General features: G+C 50.2%; 28 protein-coding genes. 1 reads left to right on the top strand and 27 read right to left on the bottom strand.

What is annotated here, in order from left to right:
- Nucleotides 1-12 precede the first annotated feature (12 nt).
- From rpsM to rpsJ, 24 genes are all read right to left on the bottom strand, one after another.
- Complete coding sequence (gene rpsM, locus ACLJZ5_RS21605) at nt 13-369, bottom strand: 30S ribosomal protein S13 (RefSeq protein WP_000090780.1); 357 nt, start codon at nt 367-369, stop codon at nt 13-15.
- 146 nt (nt 370-515) lie between these two features.
- Nucleotides 516-632 (bottom strand): 50S ribosomal protein L36, encoded by a 117-nt coding sequence (rpmJ, locus tag ACLJZ5_RS21600; protein ID WP_000868187.1) that lies wholly within the window; start codon nt 630-632, stop codon nt 516-518.
- Nucleotides 633-663: 31 nt separating this feature from the next.
- Nucleotides 664-1,995, bottom strand: coding sequence for a preprotein translocase subunit SecY (gene secY, locus ACLJZ5_RS21595; RefSeq protein ID WP_001118864.1), 1,332 nt, complete (start codon nt 1,993-1,995; stop codon nt 664-666).
- A gap of 7 nt (nt 1,996-2,002) precedes the next feature.
- Nucleotides 2,003-2,437, bottom strand: a complete 435-nt coding sequence (rplO, locus tag ACLJZ5_RS21590) for a 50S ribosomal protein L15 (RefSeq protein ID WP_001238917.1) — start codon at nt 2,435-2,437, stop codon at nt 2,003-2,005.
- A gap of 3 nt (nt 2,438-2,440) precedes the next feature.
- Nucleotides 2,441-2,620, bottom strand: a complete 180-nt coding sequence (rpmD, locus tag ACLJZ5_RS21585; RefSeq protein WP_001140434.1) for a 50S ribosomal protein L30 — start codon at nt 2,618-2,620, stop codon at nt 2,441-2,443.
- A 3-nt stretch (nt 2,621-2,623) separates the two neighbouring features.
- The gene (gene rpsE / locus ACLJZ5_RS21580; protein WP_000940121.1) at nt 2,624-3,127 is read right to left on the bottom strand and encodes a 30S ribosomal protein S5; all 504 of its coding nucleotides are present in this window, start codon (nt 3,125-3,127) and stop codon (nt 2,624-2,626) included.
- Between the two features lie 14 nt (nt 3,128-3,141).
- Nucleotides 3,142-3,495, bottom strand: a complete 354-nt coding sequence (rplR, locus tag ACLJZ5_RS21575) for a 50S ribosomal protein L18 (RefSeq protein ID WP_000358956.1) — start codon at nt 3,493-3,495, stop codon at nt 3,142-3,144.
- A gap of 9 nt (nt 3,496-3,504) precedes the next feature.
- Nucleotides 3,505-4,038, bottom strand: a complete 534-nt coding sequence (gene rplF / locus ACLJZ5_RS21570; protein ID WP_000091939.1) for a 50S ribosomal protein L6 — start codon at nt 4,036-4,038, stop codon at nt 3,505-3,507.
- A 12-nt stretch (nt 4,039-4,050) separates the two neighbouring features.
- On the bottom strand, nt 4,051-4,443 hold the full coding sequence (gene rpsH, locus ACLJZ5_RS21565) for a 30S ribosomal protein S8 (RefSeq protein ID WP_000062611.1): 393 nt from the start codon (nt 4,441-4,443) through the stop codon (nt 4,051-4,053).
- Between the two features lie 33 nt (nt 4,444-4,476).
- The gene (gene rpsN / locus ACLJZ5_RS21560; protein WP_001118932.1) at nt 4,477-4,782 is read right to left on the bottom strand and encodes a 30S ribosomal protein S14; all 306 of its coding nucleotides are present in this window, start codon (nt 4,780-4,782) and stop codon (nt 4,477-4,479) included.
- Nucleotides 4,783-4,796: 14 nt separating this feature from the next.
- Nucleotides 4,797-5,336, bottom strand: coding sequence for a 50S ribosomal protein L5 (rplE, locus tag ACLJZ5_RS21555; protein WP_001096206.1), 540 nt, complete (start codon nt 5,334-5,336; stop codon nt 4,797-4,799).
- Nucleotides 5,337-5,350: 14 nt separating this feature from the next.
- Nucleotides 5,351-5,665 carry a 50S ribosomal protein L24 gene (rplX, locus tag ACLJZ5_RS21550; protein WP_000729185.1) on the bottom strand — a complete coding sequence of 105 codons (315 nt, stop codon included), beginning with the start codon at nt 5,663-5,665 and terminating at the stop codon, nt 5,351-5,353.
- 10 nt (nt 5,666-5,675) lie between these two features.
- Nucleotides 5,676-6,047, bottom strand: coding sequence for a 50S ribosomal protein L14 (rplN, locus tag ACLJZ5_RS21545; protein ID WP_000613954.1), 372 nt, complete (start codon nt 6,045-6,047; stop codon nt 5,676-5,678).
- Between the two features lie 163 nt (nt 6,048-6,210).
- The gene (rpsQ, locus tag ACLJZ5_RS21540; RefSeq protein ID WP_000130101.1) at nt 6,211-6,465 is read right to left on the bottom strand and encodes a 30S ribosomal protein S17; all 255 of its coding nucleotides are present in this window, start codon (nt 6,463-6,465) and stop codon (nt 6,211-6,213) included.
- A complete protein-coding gene (gene rpmC / locus ACLJZ5_RS21535; protein WP_000644742.1) occupies nt 6,465-6,656 on the bottom strand; it encodes a 50S ribosomal protein L29 in 192 nt (63 codons plus the stop codon). Before rpmC ends, rpsQ begins: the two co-directional genes overlap by 1 nt.
- Nucleotides 6,656-7,066, bottom strand: coding sequence for a 50S ribosomal protein L16 (rplP, locus tag ACLJZ5_RS21530; protein ID WP_000941208.1), 411 nt, complete (start codon nt 7,064-7,066; stop codon nt 6,656-6,658). Before rplP ends, rpmC begins: the two co-directional genes overlap by 1 nt.
- A 12-nt stretch (nt 7,067-7,078) precedes the next feature.
- Nucleotides 7,079-7,780 carry a 30S ribosomal protein S3 gene (rpsC, locus tag ACLJZ5_RS21525; RefSeq protein ID WP_000529945.1) on the bottom strand — a complete coding sequence of 234 codons (702 nt, stop codon included), beginning with the start codon at nt 7,778-7,780 and terminating at the stop codon, nt 7,079-7,081.
- 17 nt (nt 7,781-7,797) lie between these two features.
- Nucleotides 7,798-8,130, bottom strand: coding sequence for a 50S ribosomal protein L22 (rplV, locus tag ACLJZ5_RS21520; RefSeq protein ID WP_000447529.1), 333 nt, complete (start codon nt 8,128-8,130; stop codon nt 7,798-7,800).
- A 14-nt stretch (nt 8,131-8,144) separates the two neighbouring features.
- Nucleotides 8,145-8,423, bottom strand: coding sequence for a 30S ribosomal protein S19 (gene rpsS, locus ACLJZ5_RS21515; RefSeq protein ID WP_001138115.1), 279 nt, complete (start codon nt 8,421-8,423; stop codon nt 8,145-8,147).
- A gap of 16 nt (nt 8,424-8,439) precedes the next feature.
- Nucleotides 8,440-9,261 (bottom strand): 50S ribosomal protein L2, encoded by an 822-nt coding sequence (gene rplB / locus ACLJZ5_RS21510; RefSeq protein ID WP_000301869.1) that lies wholly within the window; start codon nt 9,259-9,261, stop codon nt 8,440-8,442.
- A gap of 17 nt (nt 9,262-9,278) precedes the next feature.
- Nucleotides 9,279-9,581 carry a 50S ribosomal protein L23 gene (gene rplW / locus ACLJZ5_RS21505; protein ID WP_000617546.1) on the bottom strand — a complete coding sequence of 101 codons (303 nt, stop codon included), beginning with the start codon at nt 9,579-9,581 and terminating at the stop codon, nt 9,279-9,281.
- Complete coding sequence (rplD, locus tag ACLJZ5_RS21500; protein WP_000424395.1) at nt 9,578-10,183, bottom strand: 50S ribosomal protein L4; 606 nt, start codon at nt 10,181-10,183, stop codon at nt 9,578-9,580. Before rplD ends, rplW begins: the two co-directional genes overlap by 4 nt.
- A gap of 10 nt (nt 10,184-10,193) precedes the next feature.
- A complete protein-coding gene (gene rplC / locus ACLJZ5_RS21495; protein ID WP_000579838.1) occupies nt 10,194-10,823 on the bottom strand; it encodes a 50S ribosomal protein L3 in 630 nt (209 codons plus the stop codon).
- 32 nt (nt 10,824-10,855) lie between these two features.
- The gene (gene rpsJ / locus ACLJZ5_RS21490) at nt 10,856-11,167 is read right to left on the bottom strand and encodes a 30S ribosomal protein S10 (RefSeq protein WP_001181005.1); all 312 of its coding nucleotides are present in this window, start codon (nt 11,165-11,167) and stop codon (nt 10,856-10,858) included.
- 379 nt (nt 11,168-11,546) lie between these two features.
- Between rpsJ and hopD the strand changes: the two genes are divergently transcribed.
- Complete coding sequence (gene hopD / locus ACLJZ5_RS21485; protein WP_024798447.1) at nt 11,547-12,014, top strand: prepilin peptidase; 468 nt, start codon at nt 11,547-11,549, stop codon at nt 12,012-12,014.
- On the opposite strand, the gene bfr is transcribed toward hopD, so the two are convergent.
- The 3 genes from bfr to ACLJZ5_RS21470 form a co-directional block, all read right to left on the bottom strand.
- On the bottom strand, nt 12,011-12,487 hold the full coding sequence (bfr, locus tag ACLJZ5_RS21480) for a bacterioferritin (RefSeq protein WP_000675530.1): 477 nt from the start codon (nt 12,485-12,487) through the stop codon (nt 12,011-12,013). The genes hopD and bfr overlap by 4 nt on opposite strands.
- A gap of 72 nt (nt 12,488-12,559) precedes the next feature.
- On the bottom strand, nt 12,560-12,754 hold the full coding sequence (gene bfd / locus ACLJZ5_RS21475; RefSeq protein WP_000289082.1) for a bacterioferritin-associated ferredoxin: 195 nt from the start codon (nt 12,752-12,754) through the stop codon (nt 12,560-12,562).
- Nucleotides 12,755-12,938: 184 nt separating this feature from the next.
- The coding region (locus ACLJZ5_RS21470) for a hypothetical protein (protein WP_000740160.1) at nt 12,939-13,022 on the bottom strand (84 nt) is incomplete at its 5' end.

Genomic DNA, 13,022 nt, shown 5'->3' with positions numbered 1-13,022 from the left:
CAATCACCCCGATTATTTCTTGATCGGTTTGCGCGGACCCTTACGGGTACGAGCGTTGGTCTTGGTACGCTGACCGCGAACCGGGAGACCACGACGATGACGCAAACCGCGATAGCAACCAAGATCCATCAGGCGCTTGATGCTCATGCTGATTTCACGGCGCAGATCACCTTCAACGACAAATTTGGCAACTTCGTCACGCAGCGTGTCGATTTGTTCTTCAGACAGCTCACTGATCTTAACATTTTCAGCGATACCCGCTGCAGCCAGGATGGCTTTAGAACGGGTCTTGCCGACACCGTAGATCGAAGTTAACGCGATCACGGCGTGTTTCTGATCAGGAATGTTAATGCCTGCTATACGGGCCACTATGCACTCCTACTATTTAATATGTACGTACCATGCTGAAAAGCCCGTTTTCAGGATACTCAAATGGAAACGTACAGACATACAAAAGATTGGCTGGCTAATCTAGCCAGCTCAACCCAACTTTGCAAGAAAAATATGCGAAAAAATCAGCCTTGGCGCTGTTTATGCTTCGGCTCGGCACTGCAAATCACACGGATGACACCATCACGCTTAACGATTTTGCAGTTACGGCATAATTTCTTGACGGAAGCACGAACTTTCATTTTTACTCTCCGTAACTTCTCAGGCGACCAATTAACGGCCGTAGCCTTTCAGGTTCGCCTTCTTCAATGCAGACTCATACTGACTGGACATCATCAGAGTTTGCACTTGAGCCATAAAGTCCATAATCACGACAACAACGATAAGCAGTGAGGTCCCACCGAAGTAGAACGGCACTTTCATTGCATCACGCATGAACTCCGGGATCAGGCAGATAAAGGTAATATACAGCGCACCAACCAGGGTCAGGCGGGTCATTACTTTATCGATATACTTCGCCGTTTGCTCTCCCGGACGAATTCCTGGTACAAATGCACCGGACTTCTTCAGGTTATCTGCTGTTTCACGCGGGTTGAAAACCAACGCCGTGTAGAAGAAACAGAAGAAGATGATTGCAGACGCATAGAGTAACACATAAAGCGGTTGCCCAGGCTGCAAATACAGCGAAATTGTTGTCAGCCAGTTCCAACCAGTACCGCCCCCGAACCATGACGCGATGGTCGCCGGGAACAGAATAATACTGGAAGCGAAGATTGCCGGGATTACCCCCGCCATATTCACTTTCAGCGGTAAATGTGTGCTCTGTGCAGCATAGACACGACGACCTTGCTGACGTTTGGCGTAGTTTACCACAATACGGCGTTGACCACGTTCAACGAATACTACAAAGAACGTCACTGCAAATACTAATACTGCAACCAACAGCAACACGAGGAAGTGCAGGTCGCCTTGACGCGCTTGCTCGATAGTATGGGCAATGGCTGGCGGGAGTCCCGCAACGATACCAGCGAAGATGATGATTGAGATACCGTTACCGATACCGCGCTCAGTAATCTGTTCGCCGAGCCACATCAGGAACATCGTCCCTGTAACCAGACTTACAACAGCGGTGAAATAGAATGCAAAGCCTGGATTCATCACCAAGCCCTGCATACCAGGCATATTCGGCAAACCGGTAGCAATACCGATCGACTGGAATATCGCCAGCACCAGAGTACCGTAACGGGTGTACTGGCTGATCTTACGACGACCAGACTCCCCTTCTTTCTTAATTTCTGCCAGCGTTGGATGAACCACCGTCAACAGCTGGATAATGATCGACGCCGAAATATACGGCATGATCCCCAGGGCAAAGATAGAAGCACGGCTGAGAGCACCACCAGAGAACATGTTAAACATTTCAATGATGGTGCCTCGCTGTTGCTCAAGCAGTTTGGCAAGTACAGCGGCATCAATACCAGGGATCGGAATAAAAGAGCCAATACGGAACACAATCAGCGCGCCGATAACAAACAGCAGTCTGCGTTTCAGCTCACCTAAGCCACCTTTGGCACTTTGAAAATCTAATCCCGGTTGTTTAGCCATCTGCTACTTATTCCTCGATTTTACCGCCAGCAGCTTCGATAGCAGCACGAGCGCCTTTAGTAACACGCAGGCCACGAACAGTTACCGGAGTAGTGACTTCGCCAGCCAGGATCACTTTCGCGAACTCGATCTGGATACCGATAATGTTTGCCGCTTTCAGCGTGTTCAGGTCTACAACGCCGCCTTCTACTTTCGCCAGGTCAGACAGACGAACTTCGGCTGTAATCGCTGCTTTGCGAGAAGTGAAGCCGAATTTCGGCAGACGACGGTACAGAGGCATCTGACCACCCTCGAAACCGCGACGTACGCCACCGCCAGAACGAGACTTCTGACCTTTGTGACCACGACCACCGGTTTTACCGAGGCCAGAACCGATACCACGACCCAGGCGTTTACCCGCCTTTTTGGAGCCTTCGGCCGGAGACAGAGTATTTAAACGCATCTCTTACTCCTCAACTTTAACCATGAAGGAAACCGCGTTGACCATACCACGAACAGCAGGAGTATCCTCGCGCTCTACGGTGTGGCCAATACGACGCAGACCCAGGCCAAGCAGCGTTGCCTTGTGTTTCGGCAGACGACCGATTGCACTGCGGGTTTGAGTAATTTTAATAGTCTTTGCCATGGTTTATTTCCCCAGAATTTCTTCAACGGATTTACCACGCTTGGCAGCGACCATTTCTGGAGAATTCATATTTTCCAGGCCATCAATAGTTGCACGAACCACGTTGATCGGGTTGGTGGAACCGTATGCTTTAGCCAGAACGTTATGAACCCCAGCAACTTCCAGAACGGCGCGCATTGCACCACCGGCGATGATACCGGTACCTTCGGAAGCTGGCTGCATGAATACACGAGACCCCGTGTGAACACCTTTAACCGGGTGCTGCAGGGTGCCGTTGTTCAGCGCGACGTTAATCATATTGCGACGGGCTTTTTCCATCGCTTTCTGGATCGCTGCTGGAACTTCACGCGCTTTACCGTAACCAAAACCTACGCGACCGTTACCATCGCCTACTACAGTCAGAGCTGTGAAGGAGAAAATACGACCACCTTTAACGGTTTTAGATACGCGGTTTACCGCGATCAGCTTTTCCTGCAGTTCGCCAGCTTGTTTTTCGATGTGAGCCATCTTACACCTCTACCTTAGAACTGAAGGCCAGCTTCACGGGCAGCATCTGCCAGTGCCTGGACACGACCATGATATTGGAACCCGGAACGGTCAAAGGACACATCTTTGATGCCTTTTTCCAGAGCGCGTTCAGCGACAGCTTTACCCACAGCTGCAGCCGCGTCTTTGTTACCGGTGTACTTCAGTTGTTCAGCGATAGCTTTTTCTACAGTAGAAGCAGCTACCAGAACTTCAGAACCGTTCGGTGCAATTACCTGTGCGTAAATATGACGCGGGGTACGATGTACCACCAGGCGAGTTGCGCCCAGCTCTTTGAGCTTGCGGCGTGCGCGGGTCGCACGACGGATACGAGCAGATTTCTTATCCATAGTGTTACCTTACTTCTTCTTAGCCTCTTTGGTACGCACGACTTCGTCGGCGTAACGAACACCCTTGCCTTTGTAAGGCTCAGGACGACGGTAGGCGCGCAGATCTGCTGCAACCTGGCCGATCACCTGCTTATCAGCGCCTTTCAGCACGATTTCAGTCTGAGTCGGACATTCAGCAGTGATACCTGCCGGCAGCTGATGGTCAACCGGGTGAGAGAAACCTAAAGACAGGTTTACTACATTCCCTTTAACCGCTGCACGATAACCTACACCAACCAGCTGCAGCTTCTTAGTGAAGCCTTCGGTAACACCGATAACCATTGAGTTCAGCAGGGCACGCGCGGTACCAGCCTGTGCCCAACCGTCTGCGTAACCATCACGCGGACCGAAGGTCAGTGCATTATCTGCATGTTTAACTTCAACAGCATCGTTGAGAGTACGAGTCAGCTCGCCGTTTTTACCTTTGATCGTAATAACCTGACCGTTGATTTTGACATCAACGCCGGCAGGAACAACGACCGGTGCTTTAGCAACACGAGACATTTTTTCCTCCGATTAGGCTACGTAGCAGATAATTTCGCCACCAAGACCAGCCTGGCGCGCTGCACGATCAGTCATAACACCTTTAGAGGTAGAAACAACTGCGATACCCAGACCGGCCATAACTTTCGGCAGCTCATCTTTACGTTTGTAGATGCGCAGACCTGGGCGGCTGACACGCTGAATGCTTTCTACAACAGCTTTACCCTGGAAATACTTAAGAGTCAGTTCCAGTTCCGGCTTGGTGTCGCCTTCAACTTTAAAATCTTCAATAAAACCTTCTTCCTTCAGCACGTTGGCAATTGCCACTTTCAGCTTGGAGGAAGGCATGGTGACCGCAGCTTTGTTCGCGGCCTGACCGTTACGGATACGGGTCAGCATATCCGCGATCGGATCTTGCATGCTCATCTGTCTTTACTCCCGTGATTCAATTGGTGACAATTACCAGCTAGCCTTTTTCAGACCCGGAATTTCACCGCGCATAGCGGCTTCACGGACCTTAATACGGCTCAACCCGAACTTCCGCAGGAAAGCGTGCGGACGACCAGTTTGACGGCAGCGGTTACGCTGACGTGACGGGCTGGAATCACGCGGCAGAGTCTGCAGCTTAAGAACCGCATTCCAACGATCTTCGTCGGTTGCGTTCACATCAGAGATGATCGCTTTCAGTTCAGCGCGTTTCGCGAAGTATTTATCAGCTAAAGCTACGCGTTTTACTTCGCGTGCTTTCATTGATTGCTTAGCCATTTAGTAACCCTACCTTACTTGCGGAACGGGAAGTCAAAGGCAGCCAGCAGAGCACGGCCTTCTTCGTCAGATTTCGCAGTAGTGGTAATGGTAATATCCAAACCACGAACGCGGTCGACTTTATCGTAGTCGATTTCTGGGAAGATGATCTGCTCACGGACACCCATGCTGTAGTTACCACGACCGTCGAATGACTTAGCGGACAAGCCACGGAAGTCACGGATACGAGGAACAGCAATAGTGATCAGGCGCTCAAAGAACTCCCACATGCGTTCGCCACGCAGAGTTACTTTACAGCCGATCGGATAGCCCTGACGGATTTTGAAGCCTGCAACAGATTTGCGTGCTTTGGTGATCAACGGTTTTTGACCGGAGATTGCTGTCAGGTCTGCTGCTGCGTTATCCAGCAGTTTCTTGTCAGCGATCGCTTCACCAACACCCATGTTCAGGGTGATCTTCTCGACCCGAGGGACTTGCATGACAGAATTGTAGTTAAACTCAGTCATGAGTTTGTTAACTACTTCGTCTTTGTAGTAATCATGCAGTTTCGCCATCGTACTACTCCAAATTACTTGATAGTTTCGCTGTTAGACTTGAAGAAACGGACTTTTTTGCCGTCTTCGAATCTAAAGCCTACACGGTCAGCCTTGCCGGTTGCCGCATTGAAGATTGCAACGTTAGAAACCTGAATTGCAGCTTCTTTTTCAACGATGCCGCCCGGTTGGTTCAGAGCCGGAACCGGCTTCTGGTGTTTCTTAACCAGGTTGATACCTTCAACAATGACCTTGCCGGAAGACAGGACATTCTTAACTTTACCGCGTTTACCTTTATCTTTACCGGTTAACACGATAACTTCGTCATCACGACGGATTTTCGCTGCCATGATTCGCTCCTTAGAGTACTTCTGGTGCCAGAGAGATAATTTTCATGAACTTCTCGTTACGAAGTTCACGAGTTACCGGCCCAAAAATACGCGTACCGATAGGCTGCTCGCTGTTATTGTTTAAAATAACGCATGCATTACCATCGAAGCGAATGACAGAACCGTCCGGGCGACGAACACCCTTCTTGGTGCGCACCACTACCGCCTTCAGCACATCACCTTTTTTGACCTTACCACGCGGAATCGCTTCTTTGATGGTGATCTTAATGATGTCGCCTACGCCTGCGTAGCGACGGTGCGAGCCACCCAGAACCTTGATACACATTACGCGACGTGCACCGGAGTTGTCGGCGACGTTCAGCATAGTCTGTTCTTGGATCATTTTAGTGCTCCGCTAATGTCAACTACTACTGAGACCCGAAAATCAGGTCGTTAAAAAAACCCCATATCGAGGGCGCGGCATTATAACACCGCAAATCAGATATGGGTAGAAAAAATAAACGGCCCATCGCTGAGCCGTTTATTCGTTGAGAATGCGTACTGTATTACAGAACCGCTTTCTCTACAACGCGAACCAGAGTCCAGGATTTAGTCTTGGACAGCGGACGGCATTCGCGGATTTCAACCACGTCGCCGATACCGCATTCGTTGTTCTCGTCATGTACGTGCATTTTGGTCGTACGCTTGATGAATTTACCGTAGATCGGGTGTTTCACAAAACGTTCGATAGCAACAACAATGGATTTCTCCATTTTGTCGCTAACCACGCGACCTTGCAGAGTACGGATTTTATCGGTCATTACGCACCCGCCTTCTCAGTCAGTAAAGTCTTAACGCGTGCGACATCACGACGCACTTGCTTCAACAGGTGAGACTGTTGCAGCTGGCCACTTGCAGCCTGCATACGCAGGTTGAACTGCTCACGCAGCAGGTTCAGTAGCTCGGTGTTCAGCTCTTCAACGCTCTTCTCACGCAGCTCTTTTGCTTTCATTACATCACCGTCTTAGTTACAAAGGTGGTTTTAATCGGCAGTTTCGCTGCTGCCAGCTTGAATGCTTCACGGGCCAGCTCTTCCGGTACGCCGTCCATTTCATACAGGACTTTACCCGGCTGAATCAAGGCAACCCAATACTCCACGTTACCTTTACCTTTACCCATACGCACTGCCAGCGGCTTTTCAGTGATCGGTTTGTCCGGGAATACACGGATCCAGATCTTACCTTGACGCTTAACTGCACGGGTCATAGCACGACGTGCTGCTTCGATCTGACGGGCAGTCAGACGACCACGGCCAACAGCTTTCAGGCCGAAGCTGCCGAAGCTAACATCCGCGCCTGCAGCCAGACCACGGTTGCGGCCTTTGTGCATTTTACGGAATTTTGTACGCTTTGGTTGTAACATCAGCGACGCTCCTTATTTACGGCCTTTACGCTGCTGCTTTTTCGGTTGAGCAGCCGGTTTTTCCGGTTGTTCAACAGCAGCCATACCACCCAGGATCTCGCCTTTGAAGATCCACACTTTAACGCCGATTACACCATAAGTGGTGTGCGCTTCAGAGGTGTTGTAGTCGATGTCAGCACGCAGAGTGTGCAGCGGTACGCGACCTTCGCGGTACCATTCGGTACGTGCGATTTCCGCGCCGCCCAGACGGCCGCTAACTTCAACTTTGATACCTTTAGCGCCCAGACGCATGGCGTTCTGTACAGCACGCTTCATCGCACGACGGAACATCACGCGACGTTCCAGCTGAGAAGTGATGCTGTCAGCAACCAGTTTAGCGTCCAGTTCAGGTTTACGAACTTCGGCGATGTTGATCTGTGCAGGAACGCCAGCGATATCCGCTACGACCTTACGCAGTTTTTCTACGTCTTCACCTTTTTTACCGATAACGATACCCGGGCGAGCAGTGTGAATAGTCACACGGATGCTCTTAGCCGGACGCTCGATAACGATACGAGATACAGACGCTTTAGCCAGTTCCTTCGTCAGGTACTGACGTACTTTAAAATCGCTGTCCAGGTTGTCAGCGAATTCTTTGGTGTTCGCAAACCAGGTAGAGTTCCATGGTTTTACAATACCCAGGCGAATACCATTAGGATGTACTTTCTGACCCATTGCTAGTCTCCAGAGTCTCAGCGATCGGACACAACCACAGTGATGTGGCTGGTGCGCTTCAGGATGCGATCTGCACGACCTTTTGCACGCGGCATAATGCGCTTCATGCTCGGGCCTTCGTCTACGAAAATTTTCGTAACTTTCAGATCGTCAATGTCAGCGCCATCGTTGTGTTCAGCGTTAGCAATGGCAGATTCCAGAACTTTCTTGACCAGTACAGCCGCTTTCTTGTTGGTGTAGGTCAGAATATCCAGAGCCTGCGACACTTTCTTACCGCGAATCAGGTCAGCAACAAGGCGAACCTTCTGAGCAGAAGAACGAGCATGGCGATGTTTAGCGATAGTTTCCATCTCTTCCTCCTACCTTATTTCTTCTTCGCTTTTTTATCAGCAGCGTGGCCGCGATAAGTACGAGTCGGTGCGAATTCACCCAGTTTGTGACCGACCATTTCGTCGGAAACAAATACCGGAACGTGCTGACGACCATTATGGACAGCGATGGTCAAACCGATCATGTTAGGAAAGATCGTTGAACGACGGGACCAAGTGCGCAGGGGCTTCTTGTCTCCGCTTTCCACCGCTTTCTCTACCTTCTTCAGCAAGTGCAGGTCAATAAAAGGACCTTTCTTGAGAGAACGTGGCATGGCTTATCCTCTAAAATTATTTGCTACGGCGACGTACGATGAATTTATCAGTACGCTTGTTGCTGCGGGTCTTCTTACCTTTGGTCTGAACGCCCCACGGAGTTACCGGGTGCTTACCAAAGTTACGACCTTCACCACCACCATGTGGGTGGTCTACTGGGTTCATCGCAGTACCGCGAACGGTAGGACGAACGCCACGCCAGCGTGCAGCACCTGCTTTACCCAGAACGCGCAGCATATGCTCAGCATTGCCAACTTCGCCCAGGGTTGCACGGCAGTCTGCTTCGACTTTACGCATTTCACCAGAACGCAGACGCAGGGTGACATAAGCGCCATCGCGAGCAACGATCTGAACGTAAGTACCAGCGGAACGTGCCAGCTGACCGCCTTTACCTGGTTTCATTTCTACGTTATGAACGGTAGAACCAACCGGGATATTGCGCATCGGCAGGGTGTTGCCTGCTTTGATTGCAGCATCAACGCCAGACTGAATCTGGTCGCCAGCTTTCAGGCCTTTCGGGGCCAGGATGTAACGGCGTTCGCCGTCTTTGTACAGAACCAGCGCGATGTTCGCGGAACGGTTCGGATCGTACTCAAGACGTTCAACAACTGCCGGGATACCGTCTTTGTTGCGTTTGAAGTCAACAATACGATAAGCCTGTTTGTGACCACCACCGATATGACGAGTGGTGATACGGCCATTGTTGTTACGACCACCGGATTTGCTGTTTTTTTCAACCAGCGGAGCAAAAGGTTTGCCCTTGTGCAGCTCTGGGTTGACCACTTTAACGACGTGGCGACGACCCGGAGATGTCGGTTTACATTTAACAACTGCCATTGTATTACTCCTCCGACTTACTCAGCGCCGCCGACGAAGTCCAGATTCTGGCCTTCTTTCAGGGTGACGTAAGCTTTTTTCCAGTCGCTACGACGACCGATACGCTGTCCGTGACGTTTAACTTTCCCTTTAACGACCAGGGTGTTAACGACTTCGACTTCGACTTCAAACAGTTTCTGCACAGCAGCTTTGATTTCTGCTTTGGTCGCGTCTTTAGCAACTTTGAGAACGATGGTGTTAGTTTTTTCCATCGCAGTAGACGCTTTTTCAGAAACGTGCGGTGCGCGCAGCACCTTCAGCAGACGTTCTTCACGAATCATGCCAGCATCTCCTCAACTTGCTTAACAGCATCAGCAGTCATTACGACTTTGTCGAAGGCGATCAGGCTAACCGGGTCGATACCAGTCGCATCGCGTACGTCAACCTTGTGCAGGTTACGTGCGGCCAGGAACAGGTTCTCGTCCAGCTCACCGGTGATGATCAGCACATCTTCCAGAGCCATGTCTTTCAGTTTCTGTGCCAGCAGCTTAGTTTTCGGCGCTTCTACAGAGAACTTCTCGACAACGATCAGACGATCCTGACGTACCAGTTCGGACAGGATGCTTTTCAGCGCGCCGCGGTACATCTTCTTGTTAACTTTTTGACTGTGGTCCTGCGGACGAGCAGCGAAGGTCACGCCACCGGAACGCCAGATCGGGCTCTTGATAGAACCTGAACGCGCACGGCCAGTGCCTTTCTGGCGCCACGGTTTTTTACCGGAACCAGTTACTTCAGCACGAGTCTTCTGAGCACGAGTACCCTGACGAGCACCAGCTGCATAAGCAACAACAACCTGGTGAACCAGCGCTTCGTTGAAATCACGACCGAAGGTAGTTTCGGAAACAGTCAGCGCGCTCTGCGCGTCTTTCAATACTAATTCCATTGCTATCCCCTTACGCCTTCACAGCTGGTTTAACGATCAGGTCGCAACCGGTTGCACCCGGAACACCACCCTTAACCAGCAGCAGGTTGCGCTCAGCGTCAACGCGTACTACGTCAAGGCTCTGAACGGTTACGCGCTCATTACCCATCTGACCTGCCATTTTCTTGCCTTTGAACACTTTGCCCGGAGTCTGGTTCTGACCGATAGAACCCGGAACGCGGTGAGACAAGGAGTTACCGTGAGTAGCGTCCTGGGTACGGAAGTTCCAGCGCTTAACGGTACCAGCGAAACCTTTACCTTTAGAGGTACCGGTTACGTCAACTTTTTTAACGTCAGCAAACAGTTCAACGCTGATGCTCTGACCTACGGTGTATTCTTCGCCTTCAGCCAGACGGAATTCCCACAGACCACGGCCAGCTTCTACGCCAGCTTTAGCAAAGTGACCCGCTTCCGGCTTGGTGACACGGTTAGCTTTTTTAGCACCCGTAGTAACCTGAACAGCGCGGTAGCCATCGTTAGCCAGGTCTTTAACCTGAGTAACACGGTTTGCTTCAACTTCGATTACGGTTACTGGGATAGAGACGCCATCTTCAGTGAAGATGCGGGTCATACCCACTTTTTTACCGACTAAACCAATCATTGTATCAACCTCTCAATCGCTCGATGACCTGATTAACCCAGGCTGATCTGCACGTCTACACCGGCAGCCAGGTCCAGACGCATCAGAGCATCAACGGTTTTCTCGGTTGGCTCAACGATGTCAACCAGACGCTTGTGAGTGCGAATTTCGTACTGATCGCGCGCATCTTTGTTAACGTGCGGAGAGATCAGAACGGTAAAGCGCTCTTTGCGGGTCGGCAGCGGGATCGGACCGCGAACCTGCGCACCAGTGCGCTTGGCAGTCTCGACGATTTCCGCGGTTGATTGATCGATCAGACGATGATCAAACGCTTTCAGGCGGATACGGATTCTTTGGTTCTGCATGAGACCAGAGCTCCAATTATTTTATAAACGAAAATGATTACTCCTCACACCCATTACGATTGATGGGAGAGTGTAACCGTTCTTACGTAGCTCCCCGATTGGGAGCATTGTTAAATAGCCAAATCGGCTATTCGAGGTTCAAATCGAACCTGCCGTCAATTACGACAAGCCCGCGCATTATACGTAAATCTCAGCCTGACGCAAGTGTCGGATAGAAATTAAGCGCTTTATTCTTATGCGAGCACGATTCCAGATGGTACGCATAGGATGGCAACGCGTATCTTTTCTTTGGAAGGCATCAGGCAAACCTGGCAATACGTCGTTGTCGCTGTCGCATAAATCTATAAAGGTGAGCACAAGCCTTGACGAGGATTTGCTTATGTTTGTTGCCCTCCCCTTTCTCATTTTTTATGCGTCGTTCTCTTTATTACTTGGCATATACGACGCGCGTACCGGACTGTTGCCTGACCGGTTTACTTGTCCATTACTGTGGGGGGGTCTGCTTTATCACCAGATTTGCCTGCCGGAGCGTTTACCGGATGCGCTTTGGGGTGCTATCGCCGGCTATAGCGGATTCGCGTTAATTTACTGGGGCTATCGCCTGCGTTATCAGAAAGAGGGGCTTGGATATGGCGACGTCAAGTACCTTGCTGCCTTAGGGGCGTGGCATTGTTGGGAAACACTGCCGTTACTGGTTTTCCTTGCCGCCATGTTGGCCTGTGGCAGGTTTGGCGTCGCGCTACTGGTGAGAGGTAAATCGGCATTAATAAACCCGCTACCTTTTGGGCCATGGCTGGCGGTGGCGGGTTTCATAACAGGTTGGAAAGTTTTCTTTCCAGACGGTTAATCGGTCACCTTAATTTGTGATTGCAGATAATTTTGCATACCAAGTTTGGCAATCAAATCCAGCTCAGTTTCCAGCCAGTCGATGTGGCCTTCCTCGTCGGCAAGAATTTCAATCATCATATCCCGGCTGACATAATCATGAACGCTATCGGCATAGGCTATTGCCTCACGTAGATCTTTTGCGCCTTCCAGTTCGAGTCGGAGATCCGATCGTAGCATCTCTTCGACATCTTCACCGATGCCCAGCTTGCCCAGATCCTGTAGGTTCGGTATGCCTTCCAGAAATAAAATACGCTCAATATACTTATCGGCGTGTTTCATCTCATCAATGGATTCATGGTACTCAACATCATTAAGCCGGGTCAGGCCCCAGTTTTTGAACATACGGGCATGAAGAAAATACTGATTAATTGCGACAAGCTCATTTCCCAATAGTTTATTGAGATAATTTATGATTTTAACATCACCTTTCATTTTATAGTCCCTCCGCTTCCACTCTCTAGAGCGTAGATGGGGCTACAGGGATGTCAAAAAAAAGAGTGTGACTCAGGCGATCTCTTTAAATTCCGGCATTTGCGTTAACTCATCCTGCATCACTTCTCGCGCGGCGCGAATACACTTACCACATTGATTTCCCACAGGAATAAATTTACGCAACTGTTGAAATGACTGTGGATGAAATTGTCGTACAGCCTGGCGGATTTTTTTATCGCTTATACCATTACACAAACAAACGTACATGATTGCTCCCGTTCAATTTCCGCACAAAGTGTAAATGAGAATGGTTATGATTACAATAGCACAAAGCGATTTACGCCACGGGAGAAGCGTTAAAAAAGGCAAATAAATATAACAGCGGCTAAATAGCAGGCAACAAAAAGGGCGCCGAAGCGCCCTCTTCAATTCAAAACTAATTAACGAGTAATTAGCCCAGAACTTTAGCAACAACGCCCGCGCCAACGGTACGGCCGCCTTCACGGATTGCGAAACGCAGACCGTCGTCCATTGC

Origin of the sequence: Salmonella sp. 5800 (assembly GCF_046558195.1) — a bacterium.
GTDB lineage: Bacteria > Pseudomonadota > Gammaproteobacteria > Enterobacterales > Enterobacteriaceae > Salmonella > Salmonella enterica.
The sequence above is the reverse complement of the archived record's forward strand: the minus strand, read 5'-3'. Positions and strand labels throughout refer to the sequence as shown.

Bases quoted from the DNA above. Each gene is read 5' to 3' on its own strand.
- rplC (WP_000579838.1), bottom strand. From the start codon at position 10,823: ATGATTGGTTTAGTCGGTAAAAAAGTGGGTATGACCCGCATCTTCACT.
- rplO (WP_001238917.1), bottom strand. From the start codon at position 2,437: ATGCGTTTAAATACTCTGTCTCCGGCCGAAGGCTCCAAAAAGGCGGGT.
- bfr (WP_000675530.1), bottom strand. From the start codon at position 12,487: ATGAAAGGTGATGTTAAAATCATAAATTATCTCAATAAACTATTGGGA.
- secY (WP_001118864.1), bottom strand. From the start codon at position 1,995: ATGGCTAAACAACCGGGATTAGATTTTCAAAGTGCCAAAGGTGGCTTA.
- rpsQ (WP_000130101.1), bottom strand. From the start codon at position 6,465: ATGACCGATAAAATCCGTACTCTGCAAGGTCGCGTGGTTAGCGACAAA.
- rplX (WP_000729185.1), bottom strand. From the start codon at position 5,665: ATGGCAGCGAAAATCCGTCGTGATGACGAAGTTATCGTGTTAACCGGT.
- rpmD (WP_001140434.1), bottom strand. From the start codon at position 2,620: ATGGCAAAGACTATTAAAATTACTCAAACCCGCAGTGCAATCGGTCGT.
- rpmC (WP_000644742.1), bottom strand. From the start codon at position 6,656: ATGAAAGCAAAAGAGCTGCGTGAGAAGAGCGTTGAAGAGCTGAACACC.
- rpsC (WP_000529945.1), bottom strand. From the start codon at position 7,780: ATGGGTCAGAAAGTACATCCTAATGGTATTCGCCTGGGTATTGTAAAA.
- rplP (WP_000941208.1), bottom strand. From the start codon at position 7,066: ATGTTACAACCAAAGCGTACAAAATTCCGTAAAATGCACAAAGGCCGC.
- rplV (WP_000447529.1), bottom strand. From the start codon at position 8,130: ATGGAAACTATCGCTAAACATCGCCATGCTCGTTCTTCTGCTCAGAAG.
- rpsN (WP_001118932.1), bottom strand. From the start codon at position 4,782: ATGGCTAAGCAATCAATGAAAGCACGCGAAGTAAAACGCGTAGCTTTA.
- rplR (WP_000358956.1), bottom strand. From the start codon at position 3,495: ATGGATAAGAAATCTGCTCGTATCCGTCGTGCGACCCGCGCACGCCGC.
- rplN (WP_000613954.1), bottom strand. From the start codon at position 6,047: ATGATCCAAGAACAGACTATGCTGAACGTCGCCGACAACTCCGGTGCA.
- rpsS (WP_001138115.1), bottom strand. From the start codon at position 8,423: ATGCCACGTTCTCTCAAGAAAGGTCCTTTTATTGACCTGCACTTGCTG.
- rpsE (WP_000940121.1), bottom strand. From the start codon at position 3,127: ATGGCTCACATCGAAAAACAAGCTGGCGAACTGCAGGAAAAGCTGATC.
- rplE (WP_001096206.1), bottom strand. From the start codon at position 5,336: ATGGCGAAACTGCATGATTACTACAAAGACGAAGTAGTTAACAAACTC.
- rpsH (WP_000062611.1), bottom strand. From the start codon at position 4,443: ATGAGCATGCAAGATCCGATCGCGGATATGCTGACCCGTATCCGTAAC.
- rplW (WP_000617546.1), bottom strand. From the start codon at position 9,581: ATGATTCGTGAAGAACGTCTGCTGAAGGTGCTGCGCGCACCGCACGTT.
- rpmJ (WP_000868187.1), bottom strand. From the start codon at position 632: ATGAAAGTTCGTGCTTCCGTCAAGAAATTATGCCGTAACTGCAAAATC.
- rplB (WP_000301869.1), bottom strand. From the start codon at position 9,261: ATGGCAGTTGTTAAATGTAAACCGACATCTCCGGGTCGTCGCCACGTC.
- rplD (WP_000424395.1), bottom strand. From the start codon at position 10,183: ATGGAATTAGTATTGAAAGACGCGCAGAGCGCGCTGACTGTTTCCGAA.
- rplF (WP_000091939.1), bottom strand. From the start codon at position 4,038: ATGTCTCGTGTTGCTAAAGCACCGGTCGTTGTTCCTGCCGGCGTTGAT.
- bfd (WP_000289082.1), bottom strand. From the start codon at position 12,754: ATGTACGTTTGTTTGTGTAATGGTATAAGCGATAAAAAAATCCGCCAG.
- rpsJ (WP_001181005.1), bottom strand. From the start codon at position 11,167: ATGCAGAACCAAAGAATCCGTATCCGCCTGAAAGCGTTTGATCATCGT.
- hopD (WP_024798447.1), top strand. From the start codon at position 11,547: ATGTTTGTTGCCCTCCCCTTTCTCATTTTTTATGCGTCGTTCTCTTTA.